Annotated in this window: 11 protein-coding genes; 3 read left to right on the plus strand and 8 right to left on the minus strand. The window is 75.0% G+C overall.

The window, feature by feature from the left end:
* Positions 1-25: 25 nt before the first annotated feature.
* The 6 genes from EJA20_RS09935 to EJA20_RS09960 form a co-directional block, all read right to left on the minus strand.
* On the minus strand, positions 26-1,327 hold the full coding sequence (locus EJA20_RS09935) for a deoxyguanosinetriphosphate triphosphohydrolase (protein WP_129337995.1): 1,302 nt from the start codon (positions 1,325-1,327) through the stop codon (positions 26-28).
* Between the two features lie 67 nt (positions 1,328-1,394).
* On the minus strand, positions 1,395-2,702 hold the full coding sequence (locus EJA20_RS09940) for an alpha-amylase family glycosyl hydrolase (protein ID WP_129337996.1): 1,308 nt from the start codon (positions 2,700-2,702) through the stop codon (positions 1,395-1,397).
* An 89-nt stretch (positions 2,703-2,791) separates the two neighbouring features.
* The gene (locus EJA20_RS09945) at positions 2,792-4,708 is read right to left on the minus strand and encodes a glycoside hydrolase family 13 protein (protein WP_129337997.1); all 1,917 of its coding nucleotides are present in this window, start codon (positions 4,706-4,708) and stop codon (positions 2,792-2,794) included.
* A complete protein-coding gene (locus EJA20_RS09950) occupies positions 4,708-5,652 on the minus strand; it encodes a sugar ABC transporter permease (protein WP_129337998.1) in 945 nt (314 codons plus the stop codon). The genes EJA20_RS09945 and EJA20_RS09950 overlap by 1 nt, the downstream gene beginning before the upstream one ends.
* Complete coding sequence (locus tag EJA20_RS09955) at positions 5,649-7,283, minus strand: ABC transporter permease subunit (RefSeq protein ID WP_240675311.1); 1,635 nt, start codon at positions 7,281-7,283, stop codon at positions 5,649-5,651. The genes EJA20_RS09950 and EJA20_RS09955 overlap by 4 nt, the downstream gene beginning before the upstream one ends.
* 240 nt (positions 7,284-7,523) lie before the next feature.
* Positions 7,524-8,825 (minus strand): sugar ABC transporter substrate-binding protein, encoded by a 1,302-nt coding sequence (locus EJA20_RS09960; RefSeq protein ID WP_129337999.1) that lies wholly within the window; start codon positions 8,823-8,825, stop codon positions 7,524-7,526.
* 175 nt (positions 8,826-9,000) lie between these two features.
* Here EJA20_RS09960 and EJA20_RS09965 point away from each other — a divergent pair, with 175 nt between their 5' ends.
* From EJA20_RS09965 to EJA20_RS09975, 3 genes are all read left to right on the plus strand, one after another.
* Positions 9,001-10,221, plus strand: coding sequence for a LacI family DNA-binding transcriptional regulator (locus EJA20_RS09965; RefSeq protein ID WP_240675313.1), 1,221 nt, complete (start codon positions 9,001-9,003; stop codon positions 10,219-10,221).
* Between the two features lie 135 nt (positions 10,222-10,356).
* Entirely contained in the window at positions 10,357-11,424 is a 1,068-nt protein-coding gene (locus EJA20_RS09970; protein WP_240675320.1) for a LacI family DNA-binding transcriptional regulator, read from the plus strand.
* A gap of 32 nt (positions 11,425-11,456) precedes the next feature.
* The gene (locus EJA20_RS09975; protein ID WP_129338002.1) at positions 11,457-13,370 is read left to right on the plus strand and encodes a glycoside hydrolase family 13 protein; all 1,914 of its coding nucleotides are present in this window, start codon (positions 11,457-11,459) and stop codon (positions 13,368-13,370) included.
* A gap of 28 nt (positions 13,371-13,398) precedes the next feature.
* Here the strand turns inward: EJA20_RS09975 and EJA20_RS09980 are convergent, their stop codons facing one another.
* Positions 13,399-14,610, minus strand: a complete 1,212-nt coding sequence (locus tag EJA20_RS09980) for an SLC13 family permease (RefSeq protein WP_129338019.1) — start codon at positions 14,608-14,610, stop codon at positions 13,399-13,401.
* The gene (locus EJA20_RS09985) at positions 14,607-16,265 is read right to left on the minus strand and encodes a catalase (protein WP_129338003.1); all 1,659 of its coding nucleotides are present in this window, start codon (positions 16,263-16,265) and stop codon (positions 14,607-14,609) included. The genes EJA20_RS09980 and EJA20_RS09985 overlap by 4 nt, the downstream gene beginning before the upstream one ends.
* Between the last annotated feature and the right edge of the window lie 4 nt (positions 16,266-16,269).

The following is a 16,269-nucleotide window of genomic DNA, read 5'->3' on the forward strand; positions in this document are numbered from 1 at the left end:
CCCCGGCGCCCGGGGCGGCGCACCCTCAGCGCCGCGGGCGCACCAGGCGGGCGTGCAGCTCCGTGGCCGACACGTCGGTGAGCGAGGCCACCTGGTCCACGACGACCCGCAGCCGCGCCGCGTCGTCGCCGGCCGCCCGCCAGTCCGCGGCGAAGGGCGGCTCCAGCGCGATCGGCGCCCGGTCGGCCAGCACCACGACGAGGTCCTCGAGCACCTCCCGCTGCCGTCCGTAGAGCGGCTCGAGCTCGCGCGGCGCCATGACGTAGGCGACCGCGAGCCCCTTGAGGACGAGGATCTCGGCCACGGTGTCCACCGGCACGACGAGGTCGGCGGCGTACCGGGTGAGGGGCCCCGGGCCGTACCGCTCCCTCGTCGCCCGCTGCGCGGCCTTCGCGAACCGGCCGATGAGCTGGCTCGTCGCGTCCTTGAGCACCGCGAGCGCGCCCCGCGACCCGTCGAACCCCGGCCGCCACAGCCGTGCCGCGACGAGCCGGTCCATCGCGTCGAGCAGGCCGTCCTCGCCGATCGCGTCCCCGTACCAGGTGTGCACGGCCTCCACGACGCGGTCGCGCTCCTCCGTCCGCTCGAGCACCGCGAGGTCCACGCGCCCGCCGACGACCGCGTCCTCCACGTCGTGCACGGAGTACGACACGTCGTCGGCGAGGTCCATCACCTGCGCCTCGAGGCACTTGCGACCCTCGGGGGCGCCCTCGCGCAACCACGCGAACACCGGCAGGTCGTCCTCGTAGACGCCGAACTTGTGGGTCGGCCGGCCGCTCGCCGGGCTCAGCGGCCCCTCCCCGAACCGCCACGGGTACTTCACCGACGCGTCGAGGCTCGCCCGCGTGAGGTTGAGGCCCACGGCCGTCCCGTCCGGCCCGACGACCTTGGGCTCCAGCCGGGTGAGCAGGCGCAGCGTCTGCGCGTTCCCCTCGAAGCCGCCGATGTCACGGGCGAGCGAGGCCAGCGCCCGCTCCCCGTTGTGGCCGAACGGCGGGTGGCCGAGGTCGTGCGCGAGGCAGGCGGTGTCCACGACGTCGGGGTCGCACCCCAGCGCCTTGCCGATCTCGCGCCCGACCTGCGCCACCTCGAGGGTGTGCGTGAGCCGCGTGCGCACGAAGTCGTCCGACGAGGGGCCCAGCACCTGGGTCTTCGCGCCGAGCCGCCGCAGCGCCGAGGAGTGCACGAGCCGTGCGCGGTCCCGCTCGAACGCGGTCCGCGCGCTCGACTTCGGCGCCTCGCGCACCCACCGCTCGCGGTCCCGGTCGGCGTAGGCGTCGTCGACGAGCCGGGCGCCGTCGGGGGCGCGGTCGTCGAGGGCGGTCACGCGCCCAGGGTAACGAGACGGCCGAGCAGGGAGCCGACCAGGCCGGCGCAGGGCCGGTCGAGCGCCGTCAGCGCGTGAGGACCACGAAGCCCCAGGCGTCCAGCGGCAGCCGGTCGCCCAGCGCCACCGTCCGCCGCTCCCCCGTCACCGCGTCCGTCCAGGTGCCCGCCGCCGGGCCGTCGAGCAGCGTGACCTCGCGCGCCTGCGGCGAGAGGTTGAGCACCGCGAGCACGGCGTCGTCGCCGGCGTCCCGGACGAACGCGAGCACCGCGGACCGGTCCGTCGTGACGACCTCGACCATCCGCGCCCCCCACACGCCGTTCCACAGCGCCCGGTGCTCCTTCTTCAGCGCGATCAGCCGCCGGTACAGCTCCCCGCGGGGGTGCTCGCGCCACACGAGGGGGTCCCGCTCGAAGAACTCCAGGCGCCGGTCGTTGCCGGCCTCCTGGCCGTTGTAGACCAGCGGCATGCCCTCGCCGACGACCGACAGCCAGATCGCCGCCTCGAGCGCGTCGCCGAACATCTCCTCCTCCGTGCCCTCCCACGCGTTCTTGTCGTGGTTGGACACGAAGGTCATGCGGACCGCGTCCGCGGGGTACGCCTTCTCGTTCCAGGAGTAGTAGACGCGCAGCGCGTCGACGTCGGCCCGGCCCGTCGCGATGTGGTGCAGCGCCTCGTTCCAGCTCCAGGCGTACGTGAGGTCGAAGGCCCGGCGGTGCAGCTCGCGGTCCTCCCACTCCGCGAGCAGCACCACGGGCTTGACCGCGTCGAGCGCCGCCCGCACGTCCTCCCAGAAGTCCGTCGGCACGAAGCCGGCCACGTCGCAGCGGTAGCCGTCCAGGTCGAGCTCGCGCACCCAGCGCACCATCTCGTCGCGCATGTACGCCCGCAGCTCCGGGACCCGGTAGTCGAGGTCGACCACGTCCTCCCAGTCCCACCACGGCGTCGGCCGCAGCCGCCCCGCCCAGTCGCGCACGTACCAGTCCGGGTGCCGCTCGACGAGCACGCTGTCCCAGGCGGTGTGGTTCGCGACCCAGTCCAGGATCACCCTCAGCCCGAGCGCGTGCGCCGCGTCGACGAACGCGCGCAGGTCCTCGCGCGTGCCGAGCTCGGCGCTGACGGAGGCGTAGTCCCTCACGGCGTACGGGCTGCCGAGCGTGCCCTTGCGGTGCAGCTCGCCGATCTCGTGGACCGGCATGAGCCACAGGACCCGGACGCCGAGGTCGGCCAGGCGCGGCAGGTGCGCCTGCGCGGCCGCGAACGTCCCCTCCGGCGTGAACTGGCGGGTGTTGATCTGGTAGATCGTCGCGTCGTGCAGCCAGTCGGGGTGCGTGATCGCGATGTCCGACGGGCGCAGGCGGGCGGGCGTGGTCACTCAGGTCTCCGGTCCGGGTCGGGGTGCGGCGCGAGGGTGGGGCGGGAGGGTGGGGCGGCAGGGTGGGGCGGCAGGGTGCGAGGGGTGGGTCAGGCGGTCGGCAGGCGCCAGGCGTGCGCGGCCGGCCCCGCCCCGGGCAGGACGACGTGCCCCGCGGGCCCGGCGACGAGGGGCTCGCCGACGAGGGTCTCGGCGGCGGCGGCCCCGGGCAGCGCGAGCGCGGCGGCGGGGAGGACCACCGGGGCGTGGTCGGCGCGCGCGACGTGGACGAGCACGCGCTCGTCGGGGTGCTCGCGCAGGAACGTCATGTGGTCCTCGCCCACGTCGACCCACCGCAGGGAGCCGTGCCGCAGGGCCGGGGAGGCCCGCCGCAGCGCGATCCACGCACGGTACGCCTCCAGCGTCGGGGTGTCCCACGTGTCCCGCCGGTCCCAGGGGAAGGGGGTGCGCGCGTGCTCGCCGTCGACGGCCGTGAGCCCCAGCTCGTCGCCCATGAAGACGCTCGGGACGCCCGGCAGGGTCGTCTGGAGGGCCAGCCCGACGAGGTGCCGGCCGCGCCCGTGACCCTCCCGGTCCACCCCGCCGTGCGTGCCGCCGCCGGCGACGGTCCGGAACCGCGGCGTGTCGTGGGAGTCCAGGTGCAGCGTCGAGGCCGCCCACGACCGCCACGGCGCGCGCGCGCGGACCTCCCGCAGCGTCGCCACCGCGGCCGTCGCCGGGAGCACCGGCACGGGGACGGGGATGCCGAGGTAGGACAGCCCGTGCGGCCGGCCGGGGCCCGCCGCCGAGCCCCCGTTGAGCCACGTCCACACCGGACGCGTGAAGGAGGCGTAGTCCATCGTCCCGTGCCAGCCGTCGCCGTCCAGGTCCCCCGCGGCGTCGTGGCCGTGCTCGGCGAGCAGCCACCGGTCGGGCGGCATCGTCGCGCGCACGGACCGCGCCACGTCGTGCGCGAGGTCGGCCGTGCCGAGGCGCCCCGTCATGTTGGCGACGTCGATGCGCCACCCGTCCAGGCCCGCCCGCAGCCACCGGTCGACGACGGAGCCCGGGCCCTCGTGCAGGGCCCGCCGCAGGCCCGGGGCCGCGTGGTCGAGCTTCGGCAGGGAGGGCACGTCGAGCCAGGAGACGTAGTCGTGGGGGTGCTCGCGGAAGGTGTAGTACGCCGCCTCCGGCGCGCCGGGGTCGGCCTGGGCGCGGCGGAACCACTCGTGCCCGTCGCCGGTGTGGTTGAGGGTGAGGTCCCCCACGACGCGCAGGCCCCGCGCGTGCGCCGCCGCGACGAGCCGGCCCAGCGCCTCGTCGCCCCCGAGCAGCGGGTCGACCCGGTCGAACGTGACCGCGTCGTAGCGGTGGTTCGACCGGCCCTCGAACACGGGGGTGAGGTAGAGCAGCGTCGCGCCCAGGTCGACCACGTGGTCCAGGTGCGCCACGACGCCGTCGAGGTCGCCCCCGTACAGCTGCCGGGGCGTGAGCGGTCCCCGGTGCACGACGGGGTCGTCCCAGGCCGCCGGCACCGCCCACGCCGGCGGCGTGCGCACCGCCCCGGACCGCGCGAAGCGGTCCGGGAAGACCTGGTAGGCCACCTGGTCCGCCACCCAGCCCGGCGGCCCGGGGTGCGTGGCCAGGCGGAAGTCGTGCGCGTCGGACACGTCCCGCGCGTGCAGCCCCGTCCCGTCGAGGACGGAGTAGCGACCGCCCTCGACGAGCACGAAGCGGTAGGACGTGACGGGGTTGGCCACCTCGAGGTCGGCGACGAACCACGCGCCCGCCGCGTCGGAGCCGTCGAGCCGCGCCGGGCGGAGCACGGGCTCGCCGTCCCGCACCGAGCGCAGCACGACGGTGGCGTCCCGGGCGTCGGCGCCGGGCACCGACGGGACGCGCACCCGCACGGGGACGGTGTCCCCGGGCGCGGGCGTGCCCTGCGGTCCGTAGAGCGGCGAGCCGTCGTGGTGGGGCTGGTCGAGCGGGCGGCGCCGGTCGGGGGCGGCTGCCGTCGTGCCCGTCATCAGCCCTTGACCGCGCCGGCCGTGATGCCCCCGACGATGTACTTCTGCAGGTACTGGAAGAGCAGCACGACGGGGATCGACACGACGACGGACGCCGCGGCGAACCACCCGAGGTTGTTGGACCGGTCCGCGTCGAGCACGCCGTAGAGCCCGACCGCCACCGTCTTGATGTTCGTCTCCCGCAGGAAGATCGAGGCGAGGAGGAACTCGCCGAAGACCCCGACGAAGACGAGCAGGCCCGTCGTCGCCAGGATCGGGCGGACCAGCGGCAGGATCACCTGGAAGAACACCTGGGCGTGGCCGGCGCCGTCGATCTTCGCGGCCTCGTCGAGCTCGATGGGGATGGAGTCGAAGAAGCCCTTGATGAGCCACACCTGCCCGAGGGCGCCGCCGAGCATGATGAGGATGTAGCCCGGCAGGGTGTCGAGCCCGATCTGCGGCACCGACCGGCCCAGGTCGGTGAACATCTGGAACAGCGCCACGGCGGCGAGGAACTGCGGGAAGAGCTGGATGAGCAGCAGGGTGAGCAGCCCGCCGCGCCGGCCCTTGAACCGGAACCGCGAGAACGCGTACGCGGCGAGGGCCGAGGCGAAGAGCTGGCCCGCGACCACCACGACCGCGACGAGCAACGTGTTGAGGAACCAGCGCACGAACGGGCGGCCGGGGTTGCCGAACAGCTCCTCGTAGTTCACCCAGCTGATCGTCGTGGGGAACAGGTCGGTGGAGACCACGGAGCCGATGGGGTTCACGGACGCGGACAGGATGTAGAGGATCGGGATGATGGCGTAGACGATCGCGAGGACGCCGACGACGTGCCGCCACCCCACCTCCTGCCACCAGCGTCGCCGGCGCCGCCCGGCGCGCGTCCGGTCGTCGCCGGGGGTGCTGCCGCCCCTGCCGCCCGCGCGGGTGGTGGGTCCGGTCGTGGGGGCCACGGTGCTCATCGGTTCACGTCCTCGAGGCTGCGGGTCGCGCGGAACTGGGCCGCCGCGAGAAGGCCGGTCAGGATGAAGAGCAGCACGGAGATCGCCGAGGCGAACCCGATCTGCTGGGCCGCGTTGCCGAAGGCGAGGCGGTAGGTGTAGCTGATGAGGATGTCGGTGCCGCCGGCCGTCGGGTTCGCCGGGCTGAACGGGCCGCCCTCCGTGAGCAGCTGGATGGCGTTGAAGTTGTTGAAGTTGAACGCGAAGGACGCCACGAGCAGCGGGGCCACCGCGACGAGCAGCAGCGGCAGGACGACCTTCCGGAACTGCATGAAGCCGTTCGCGCCGTCGAGCGACGCCGCCTCCTTGAGGTCCCCCGGGATGGACTGCAGCGCCCCCGTGCAGATGAGGAACATGTACGGGAAGCCCATCCACAGGTTCGTCAGCAGCACGGCCAGCCGCGCCGTCCCGGTCTGCCCGAGCCAGTTGACGTCCAGCCCGAGCAGGTCGTTCACGAGCCCGAAGTCGCGGTTCCAGAAGCCGGACCAGATGGACAGGGCGATGAAGCCCGGGATGGCGTAGGGCAGCAGGATGAGCGAGCGGTAGAGCCGCTGGCCCCGCACCCGGTCGTCGTTCATCACGACCGCCAGGGCCAGCCCGAGGAAGAACGTGGACCCGACGGACCCGACGGCGAACAGCAGCGTCCACAGGAAGATGCTGATGAAGTCGCTGCTGATGGCGGGGTCGGTGAAGGCCCGCACGTAGTTCTGGAGGCCGATGCTCTCGCCCCACGACTGGTCGGACAGGCGCGTGCCGTCCTCGGCGGTGAAGTAGGAGCGGTCGCCGCTGGCCGCGCGCTGCGGCGTGTAGACCTCGCCGGTCTCGCTGTTCGTGATGGTGTCGGCCGCCTCGTCGTAGACGAGCGGCGACGTGAGCTCGACCGCGCTGAACCCCTGCTGCCGGATGACGCTGTTCTCGCCCGCCGGCACCGTGAAGCCCTCGAGGCCGCCGCCCGCCTGGCCGGCGTCGTTGATCTGCGAACGCGTCAGCAGCGTGACGCCGGGGACCTCGGTGACGACGCCGTCCGTGATGGTCGCGTCGTCGGCGCCGAGCTCGGTGAGGCCCTCGGCGTCGCCCGCGAACGCGTCGCCGGTGGCCTCGTCGACGAGGTAGAACGTGAAGGGCCCGTCCGCGACGCCACCCGTGGTGCCCACGGCGAGCGTGTAGGACGGGGCGTCGGGGACCTGCACCGCGGACGCGCCGATGATGCGCGTGACGGTGGCCTCCTTCGTGCCGCGGGTGCCGTCGCCGTAGTTCGTGGAGCTGAGCTGCGCCGTCATGAGGATCGGGTAGACCACGAACACGACGAGGAACAGCGAGCCCGGCACGAGGTACTTGAGCGGGACCGCGCGCTTCGTGGCGTAGACCGCGAGCAGGACGACGACGACCGCCCAGAGGCCACCGACGAACACCCAGGAGCCGTCGCGCACGAGCGCGGGGGTGACGGCGATCGCCAGGCCGGCGACGAGGCCGAGCAGGACGACCTTGACGACGAGCGGCAGGACCGTCGAGGTGCCCCGCCCCGCGAGCGTCGAGCGGGGGCGGGACCGGTCCGGCGGTGGGGTGACGAGGCGGCTGGGGGCGATGGTCACGGAGGGCTCCGGGTGGCGCGGGCGGCGGGGCGCGGGAGGGGCGCGAGGAGGGCGGGCGGCGCCACGCCGGCGGGTCGGCCGGGCGACGGCGGTGTCGCGGGGGTGCGCCGGGGCGCGGGGGTGCGGGGGTGCGGGCGTCCGGCCGCCGGGGAAGGGCGCGGCGGCCGAGGGGGGTGTCCGGCGACGGGCCGCCCGCCCCCGGGGCCCGGCGTCGGCCGGGTCCCGGGGGCGGGCGTCGGGTCAGGAGCCCGCGATGGCCGCGGAGATGGTGTCCTGGGCCTGCTGCATCGTCGTCGCCGGGTCGGCGCCGCCGATGATGGCCGAGTAGGCCTGGCCGAGCGGGGCCCACACCTCCGCCATCGCGGGCAGAGCGGGCATCGGGTTCCCGTTGTCCGCCGCCTGCGCGAAGGTCTCGAAGTCGGGGTTGTCCGCCGCGATCGCCTGACGGACCTCCGTGAGGGCCGGGGGCAGGTTCGCCAGCTCGTACATCGTGGTCATCGCCTCGGCGTTGTTCACGCCGTTGGTGACGAACTCCTGGGCGAAGGTCTTGTTCTGGCCGTTGGAGGCGACGTAGAAGGCCTGCGCGCCGAGGAACGGCTGGGCGGGCTGCTGCCCGGCGAACCCGGGGACGGGCTGGATCGTGTAGGCGTCCTCGCCGATGCCGGCGCGGATGTCGTTGAGCGCCCACGGGCCCGAGATGAGGCACGCGGCCCGGCCCTCGGCGAACAGCGCGATGCTGTTGTCGCCGTTGACCGACCGGCGCAGGACGTTGGAGCCCGCCTCGCCGAGGTCGTAGATCTTCTGCGCCGCGGCGAGGCCGCCCGGCGTCGCGAGCCCGAGGTCGTCGGCGTTGTAGGTGCCGTCCGGGTTCTGCCCGAAGAGGTAGCCACCCATCGAGGTGAGGACCGGCTGCATGTGGTACGCGTCGCCCACGTCGCCCTGCGCGACGTTGAGCGCGGACTCGACCTGGCCGCCGTCGACCGCGGCCTGGCCGGCGGCGATGACGTCCTCGAGCGTGGCGTACGTGTCGGGCGCGTACTGCTTGTTGCAGTAGAGCGCCAGCGCCTCGACGCCGTAGGGCAGCCCGTAGATCTGGCCGTCGTAGGTCACGGCCTGGATGGCGTTCTCGGCGTACCCGCCGAGGTCCGCGGCCGACAGCTGCAGCGGGTCGACCGCGCCGTTCTGGACCATCTGGCCGATCCAGTCGTGGGCGCCGACGACGACGTCCGGGCCGTTGCCGGCCTGGTTCGCGGTGATGAAGTCCGAGCGGGTGTTGACGATGGCCTGCACGCCGACCGAGATGCCGTTCTCCTCGGCGAACGCGTCGGCCACCGCCTGGACGGCGTCGAGCTTGAGGGCGTCGGTCCAGATGACGAGCTCCTCGTCGCCCCGGACGGGGGCGGCGCTCTCGCTGGCGACGGGCTCGCTCGCCTCGGGGGCGGCGCCGGTCTCCTCGGTGCTGCCCCCGCCGCCGCCGCTGCAGGCGGCGGCGAGCATGCCCACGCTGGCGATGAGGGCGATCCTCGATGTGATGCTGCGCATGTCGTCCTGTCTCTCCGTCGTTGGAAGTGGCCGGCGACGCGGCGGTCGTCCTCGACGAGGACCGCCACGCTGCGACCCCGTCACCGTAGCAACTCGTTTTCACGGCCAGCAAGACGCTGTCAATCCGTTGCAGAACCGTGACCCGACGGGAGGGGCGAGCCCCTACGCTCCAGCCGTGCCCACCGCCGTGCCGCCCCGGACGCCCACGGCCGTCCCCGCCGCTCCCGGCGCCCCCGCCCCGGCGGCACCCGGCGCCGCCGCCCCCGCCGCTGCCGCTGCCGGCGCCGCCCGCGCGCACCGGCCGCCCGTGCTGGCCGAGGTCGCCGCCCGGGCCGAGGTCAGCGTCGCCACCGTCAGCCGCGTCCTCAACGACCGGGGCGGCTCGGCGGCGGCCCGCCGTCGGGTCGGCACCGCGCTCGACGTCCTGGGCTACGAGCGCCCCGCCCACCTCGCCGAGCGTGCGACGCCCCCGGTGCCGGACGGGGTCGGCGTGCCCGAGCCCGTCGCCCGCGGCCTCGTCGGGCTGGTCCTGCCGGACCTCGGCAACCCCGTCTTCCCCCGCTTCGCCGGGGTCGTCGAGCGCTGCCTCGCGGCCGCCGGCCTGACCCCGCTGCTGTGCACCCTCACGCCCGGCGGCGTGCACGAGGACGCCTACGTCCGCGTCCTGCGGGCGCACGGCGCGGCGGGCGTCGTCTTCGCCTCCGGCCTCCACGCGAACACGGAGGCCGACCCGGCCCGCTACCACGCGCTGCACGCCGACGGCATGCCGTTCGTGCTGGTCAACGGAGCGGTCCCCGGACTGGACGTGCCGGCCGTGGCGCACGACGACGCGCTCGGCACGCGCCAGGCCGTGCGCCACCTGCGCCAGCTCGGGCACGTCCGCGTGGGCCTGGTCCTCGGGCCCGTCCGGTACACCCCGAGCCGACGGCGCGCGGCGGCCTTCGCGGCCCTCGTCGCCGAGCGCGAGCTGGGCCCGGAGGCGGCCGGGCTCGTCGCCCACGACGAGTACGGGGCCGAGGGCGGGGAGCGGGCCGCCGCCCGGCTGCTCGCGGCGGGGGCGACGGCGCTCGTCTGCGCCTCCGACCTCCAGGCCCTGGGCGCGGTCCGGGCCGTCCGCGCCGCGGGCCTGGCGGTGCCCGGGGACGTCTCCGTCGTCGGCTCCGACGACTCGCCGCTGCTGCGCTTCACCGACCCGCCCCTGACCACGGTGCGGCAGGACGTGGAGGGCGTGGGCGCCACCGCGGTGCAGGCGCTGCTCGACGAGATGCGCGGCGGCCGGGCGGCCCCCGGCGGGGGTGCGCGCACGGAGATCCTGCTGCCGCCCGAGCTCGTGCTGCGCGGCACGACGGCACCGCCGTCGGCGCGGTCGTTGCAGCGTCTCGTCGCCGCCCGTTAGATTGCGGCGCACACGCGCTTGCAAGACATGCAACGCTTTTCCAGGCGTCGCCCGGGGGCACGACCCGGGCGACGCCGGCACGGACCAGGACGAGGAGGTCTGGTGGACACCCCCGCCCTGCCCGAGCGCACGCGCATGGCCGACCTCGCCGAGCTCGCCGGCGTCAGCACGGCGACGGTCTCGCGCGTGCTCAACGGCAAGCACGGCGTCTCGACGCAGGCCCGCCAGGCGGTGCTCGCCGCGCTCGACGTGCTCGGCTACGAGCGCCCCGAGAAGCTGCGCACCCGGTCCGTCGGGCTCGTCGGTCTCATCGTCCCGGAGCTGAGCAACCCGGTCTTCCCGGCGTTCGCGCAGGTCATCGAGACGATGCTCACCGAGCGCGGCTACACGCCGCTGCTGTGCACCCAGTCCCCCGGCAGCACCACGGAGGACCAGTACGTCGACGTGCTCCTCGAGCACGGGGTGGCCGGCATCATCTTCGTCTCCGGCCTGCACGCCGACACGGCGGCCTCGACGGACCGCTACGAGCGCCTGCTCCAGCGCAAGGTCCCGGTCGTCTTCGTCAACGGCGCCGCCGCCGGGATCGCGGCCCCGACCGTCTCCACCGACGACGCGGCGGCGATCGACCTCGCCGTGCGGCACCTCGTGCAGCTCGGGCACCGGCGCATCGGCCTGGCGACGGGCCCGCAGCGCTTCCTGCCGGCGCAGCGCAAGCACGCCGCGTTCGTGCGCAACCTGCGCGAGCAGCTCGACGTCGACGACCCCGAGGAGCACGTGGTCTCCACGCTGTTCACCGTCGAGGGCGGCCAGGCCGCGGCGCAGCAGCTCCTCGCGACGGGGCACACCGCCATGGTGTGCAGCTCGGACCTCATGGCCCTCGGCGCCGTGCGCGCCGCGCGCTCGCTCGGCCTCGACGTGCCGCGCGACCTGTCCGTCGTCGGGTTCGACGACTCCCCGCTCGTGCCGTTCACCGACCCGCCGCTCACCACCGTGCGCCAGCCCGTGCAGGCCATGGGGCACGCCGCGGTGAGCGCGCTCGTCGCCGAGATCTCCCGCAGCAGCGCCGCCACCACGGAGCTGCTCTTCCAGCCCGAGCTCATCGTGCGCGGCTCCACCGGCCCCGCACCCCTGCGCGCCGCGGACGCCCCCACGGGCACCCGGCCGGCCGGCACGCGCGTGCCGGCCCACCGCGCCGGCGCCTGAGCCAGCCCACCCCCACCGACGGAGGACCCCTCGTGACCTCGCACGCCCCCGCGCGCCCCGACGCCGCCGCCACCACCGCCGCCGGCACCGCCCCCGGACCGGTCGAGGACGGCCTCGTCCACCCCGCCGACGGGCCCGGGGGCGCCTGGTGGCGCCACGCCGTCATCTACCAGGTGTACCCGCGGTCCTTCGCGGACGCCTCGGGCGACGGCATCGGCGACCTGCCCGGCATCACCGCACGCCTGGACCACCTCGTCGAGCTCGGCGTCGACGCCGTCTGGCTGTCGCCGTTCTACCGCTCGCCCCAGAACGACGCGGGCTACGACGTCAGCGACTACCGGGACGTGGACCCGCTGTTCGGCACGCTCGAGGACGCCGACGCGCTCGTCGCCCGGGCCCACGAGCTCGGCCTGCGCGTCGTCGTCGACCTCGTCCCCAACCACACCTCGGCCGACCACGCGTGGTTCCAGGAGGCGCTCGCCGCCCCGCCCGGCTCCCCCGCCCGCGACCGCTACCTCTTCCGCGACGGCCGCGGACCGGGCGGCGACGAGCCCCCCAACAACTGGTCGTCCATCTTCGGCGGCCGTGCCTGGACGCGGACGACGAACGCCGACGGCACGCCGGGCCAGTGGTACCTGCACCTGTTCGACGCCACGCAGCCCGACCTCGACTGGTCGAACCCGCAGGTGCGGGACGAGTTCGAGGACGTCCTGCGCTTCTGGCTCGACCGCGGCGTCGACGGCTTCCGGATCGACGTCGCCCACGGTCTCGTGAAGGCCGAGGGCCTGCCGGACTGGGCCGGGCACGTGCGGATGGTCGACGGGGCCGAGGACGACCCGGTCGCCGCCGTGGACGACGCGACCGAGGCGCACCCGAACCCCATCTTCGACCAGGACGGCGTGCACGAGGTCTACCGGGCCTGGCGCCGGGTGCTCGACGCCTACGACGGCGACCGCGCCATGGTCGCCGAGGCCTGGGTCGAGCCCCTGTCCCGCCTCGCGCTGTACGTGCGGCCCGACGAGCTGCAGACGGCCTTCAACTTCGCGTTCCTCGTCGCCGGCTGGGACGCCGGGGCGCTGCGCCGCGTGGTCACCGCCTCCTACGCGGCGAACGACGAGGTGGGCGCGCCGACGACCTGGGTCCTGTCCAACCACGACGTGGTCCGGCACGCGACCCGGTTCGGGCTGCCCGACCCGACGGAGCGCCCCAACGGCATCGGGCCCGACGACGTCCAGCCCGACCCCGTGGTGGGGCTGCAGCGCGCCCGCGCCGCGTCGCTGGTGCTGCTCGGCCTGCCCGGCTCCGCGTACCTCTACCAGGGCGAGGAGCTCGGCCTGCCCGACCACACGGAGCTCGACCCCGCCGTCCGCCAGGACCCCGCCTTCTTCCGCACGGGCGGCGAGGAGCTCGGCCGCGACGGCTGCCGCGTGCCCCTGCCGTGGTCGGCCGACCCGGCGGCGCCGGCGGCGGGCTTCTCCCCCACGGGCGAGAGCTGGCTCCCCCAGCCCGCGGGCTGGGGGCAGTACGCCGCGGAGGCGCAGCGCGGCGTGCCGGGCTCGACCTTCGAGACGTACCGCGCCGCCCTGCGGGTGCGGCGCGAGCTCGACCTCGGCAGCGGCGACCTCACGTGGGTGCTGCTCGGCCCGGACGCCGTGGGCGCGCCGGAGGCCGGCACCGGGTCCGTCACCCCCGTGACCCCGGGCACGGCGGAGGGGCGCGAGCCGCACGGCCTGGCCACCGAGCACGGCGACGACCCCGGCGCCGGGCGTCACGGGGTCCTCGCCTTCCGCAACGGCCCGGCGCTCGTCGTGGCGAACGTCGGCTGCGACCCGACCCCGCTGCCCGCGGGGGCCGAGGTGCTCGTCGCCTCCGGGCCGCTCGGCGGCGACGGCGACCACGCCGTGCTGCCGACGGACACCACCGTCTGGCTGCGCCTGCCGGCCTGAGGTCCCGCCGCCGGCGGCGTCAGCGGCGTCAGCCGACGAGCGCCAGCGCCAGCGTGGCCCCGACGACGACCACCGGGGCCAGCAGCACGCCCTGGAGGACGACCGCCCGCACGGGCACGTCGAGCAGGACCTGCCGGCACCGCTGCCACCACAGGACGGTCGCGAGCGACCCCCACGGCGTGAGCAGCGGGCCGACGCCGGTCCCGACGAGCACGGCGGCGACCCGCAGCGGGTCGCCGGCGGCCGCGGGCTCCAGCGCGAGGTAGGCGGGCAGGTTGTTCACCGCGTTCGCCGCGAGGGCGGCCGTCGCGGCCAGCCGCAGGAGCGCGCCCGGGCCCGTGCCGTCGCCGGCGGCGACCGCGAGCGCCTCCCCCAGCCCCGCGACGTGCGCGGCCTCGACGGCGGCGAAGAGCCCGGCGACGACGAGCAGCGTCCGCCACGGCACGAGGTCGGCGGGCGGGACCGGCAGGGGGCGGCGGCGCACCCGCGTCGCGACGAGGAGCGCGATCGCGGCGACGAGGGCGGCGGCGGCCGTCGGCAGCCCGAGGACGAAGGCCACCCCGAGGAGCCCCACGACGACCGCCGTGGCCCGCAGCAGGGGCGCGTCCGGGACGGGCCGGGACGGCGCGAGGCCGTAGCGACCGGCGACCGCCCGGCGGTCCCGCACCGCCAGCAGCGCCACCGTCAGCACGACCGCCACCGCCGCGGGCGCGGCCAGCAGGGGCGCGAACGCGGCGTCCGCCCGCCGCAGGGCGTCCTGCGCGAGCAGGTTCGTGAGGTTGGAGACGGGCAGCACGAGCGAGGCCGTGTTGGCGAGCGCGAGCACGAGGAGCGCGAAGGGCAGGGGCGACGAGCCCGTGCGCCGTGCCAGCGCGACGACCACGGGCGTGAGCAGCACCGCCGTCGTGTCGAGCGAGAGCACGGCCGTCGACAGCACCGCGAGGACGACGACGAGCGCCCACAGCACGGGCCGCCGACCCCGGCCGGCGCGCGCCGCCACGTCGGCCGCCGCGGCGAACAGGCCCGCGCCGGCGCACAGCTCCGCGACGACGGTGAGCGCCGCGACGAGCGCGAGGACCGGCAGCGTCCTCCTCGCGAGCGCGAGGGCGGCGCCCCCCGGCAGGGCGCCGGTCGCCAGCAGCACCCCGACGAGCACGACGGCGAGCGCCCACCACGGGACACGACGAGGACCCGGCCGCCGTGGCGACCGGGTCCCCGTCCCGTCGGTGCTCGTCCTCAGCCGGCGACGACGACGTGCTCGTTGGGCACGCAGTGCGTCATGACGTGGCCCGTGACGTCCCGCGGGCCGTTCTTGCCGAGGTTCGCCAGGCGGTCCAGCTCCTCGTCGGACAGGGTCTGGCTCTGCAGCGGCGGCAGGTGCCGGACGTCGTCGGGCGAGATCCCCAGGCCGTCGCCGACGCGCAGGCCGAGCTCGTCCTCGCACAGGAGCAGGTGCCAGACCATCCGCTCCTGGATGGGGCGGTCGCACTGGAGCAGCGCGGTGGTGAGGTTGAGGACGAGGTCGTCCTTCTCCCACTGCTCGGACAGCTGGTACCGCTCGCCGGCCTGCGCGTAGTCGTTCGTGCGCGGGATCCGCTTCCGGGTGAGGCGGCCGGTGATCTCCGGGCCCTGGTCGTCGTGCGTCGGGTAGGTCGCCTCGCGCAGGCCCCCGGTGATGGAGGGCTCGTAGTTCACGTGGGGGTTCGCGCCCACGTCGTCGCGGCCCATCGACATCTGGCCGCCCTGCTGGTTGGTGTGCACCGGCACCTTGGGCTGGTTCACGGGCACCTGCAGGTAGTTCGGCCCGACGCGGTGGCGCTGCGTGTCCGAGTAGGAGAACGTCCGGCCGACGAGCATCTTGTCGTCGGAGAAGTCCAGCCCGTCGACGAGCACGCCCGTGCCGAAGGCGATCTGCTCGTTCTCGGCGAAGTTGTCGCTGACGTTGCGATCGAGCACCATCCGGCCGACGGGACGCAGCGGGAAGGCCTCCTCGGGCCAGACCTTCGTGTCGTCGAGCGGGTCGAAGTCGAGCTCGGGGTGCTCGTCGTCGCTCATGATCTGGACGTGGAGCTCCCACTCGGGGAAGTCGCCCGCCTCGATGGCGTCGTAGAGGTCCTTCGTGTGGGCACCCAGGGTCTGCGCCTGGACGGCGGCCGCGTCCGCGGCGGTCCACGACTTCACGCCCTGCTTCGGCAGCCAGTGGTACTTCACCAGCACCGTCCCGCCGTCGGCGTCGACCCACTTGTAGGTGTTCACGCCGAAGCCCTGCATCGTCCGGTAGGAGGCCGGCGTGCCGCGCGGGCCGAAGACGAGCGTGACCATGTGCATGGCCTCGGGCGTCTGGCTGAAGAAGTCGAAGGCGCGGTTGGCGACGTTCGCCTCGAACGTCACCGGGTCCGGCTTCTGGGAGTGGATGAAGTCCGGGAACTTGATGGCGTCGCGGATGAAGAAGACGCCGAGGTTGTTCCCCACGAGGTCCCAGTTGCCGTCCTCCGTGTAGAACTTCACGGCGAAGCCGCGGGGGTCGCGCGCCGCCTCGGAGGAGTCGCGGCCGCCGGCGACGGTCGAGAAGCGCACCGCGACGTCCGTGCGCTTCCCCTTCTCCTGGAACAGCTTCGCGCGGGTGTACCGGCTGATCGGCTCGTCGCCGAGGGAGCCGTACGCCTCGAAGTACCCGAAGGCGGTGGTGCCGCGCGCGTGCACGACGCGCTCCGGGACCCGCTCGCGGTCGAAATGGCTGATCTTCTCGAGGAACTGGTAGTTCTCGAGCGTCGCGGGACCGCGGGCGCCGACCGTCCGCTGGTTCTGGTTGTCGTAGACGGGGTGGCCCTGGCGGTTGGTCAGCACGGGGCGGTCGTCGTCGGGGGCGGACGGCTGGGAGGCGACGTCGGTCATGGGG

The organism is Cellulomonas endophytica (assembly GCF_004123805.1).
In the GTDB taxonomy this organism is placed as follows: Bacteria; Actinomycetota; Actinomycetes; order Actinomycetales; family Cellulomonadaceae; genus Cellulomonas; species Cellulomonas endophytica.

Bases quoted from the DNA above. Each gene is read 5' to 3' on its own strand.
- EJA20_RS09945 (WP_129337997.1), bottom strand. From the start codon at position 4,708: ATGACGGGCACGACGGCAGCCGCCCCCGACCGGCGCCGCCCGCTCGAC.
- EJA20_RS09950 (WP_129337998.1), bottom strand. From the start codon at position 5,652: ATGAGCACCGTGGCCCCCACGACCGGACCCACCACCCGCGCGGGCGGC.
- EJA20_RS09960 (WP_129337999.1), bottom strand. From the start codon at position 8,825: ATGCGCAGCATCACATCGAGGATCGCCCTCATCGCCAGCGTGGGCATG.
- EJA20_RS09970 (WP_240675320.1), top strand. From the start codon at position 10,357: ATGGCCGACCTCGCCGAGCTCGCCGGCGTCAGCACGGCGACGGTCTCG.
- EJA20_RS09985 (WP_129338003.1), bottom strand. From the start codon at position 16,265: ATGACCGACGTCGCCTCCCAGCCGTCCGCCCCCGACGACGACCGCCCC.